Source organism: Cupriavidus sp. KB_39 (assembly GCF_052114485.1).
Lineage (GTDB): Bacteria > Pseudomonadota > Gammaproteobacteria > Burkholderiales > Burkholderiaceae > Cupriavidus.
On sequence record NZ_JBFREV010000207.1, the window covers coordinates 1 to 458 of the forward strand.

Genomic DNA, 458 nt, shown 5'->3' on the forward strand with positions numbered 1-458 from the left:
TGCACGGCAAACCTTCCCAATTCGTCTGGCCGATAGGGAGGCACGGAGACGAATCGCACCTGTGGCACATCGTCAATGCGATTGACCCATCTGACCTTTACCGTCATACCAGGCTCGTGGACCAATGGCACCATGACGCAACACGTACGATTGCCACCGCCCCTATGCGCACCAATATTCGGGCCACCATGGCCGTTGATCTCGAATGCGTAAATCCCCACGTCCGTGTGGTTATAGCCAACCATTGACACCGCGACTGGCTCGTCGCCGCAACCAGACATTGCCAGTGACAATGCTGCCAGCAGGCCAGCTATCCACGCCCGTGGGCGCGCTACTGTGTAAGGCATGACTCTCCTCTTGGAACTGTGGTTACTTGCGCGCCTCGTCCCCTTTCAGGGGATACGCCGGGTGACCAAGCAGCGTCATGGTCACGAACACCTTGATACTGCCGTCTCGAA

1 protein-coding gene is annotated in these 458 nt (G+C 57.9%); it reads right to left on the reverse strand.

Features of this window, described 5'->3' with window-relative positions; all coding sequences use genetic code 11:
- Positions 1 to 347: DUF3304 domain-containing protein (locus AB4Z27_RS29560; protein ID WP_441646053.1), on the reverse strand; the 347-nt coding region annotated here is incomplete at its 3' end.
- Between the last annotated feature and the right edge of the window lie 111 nt (positions 348 to 458).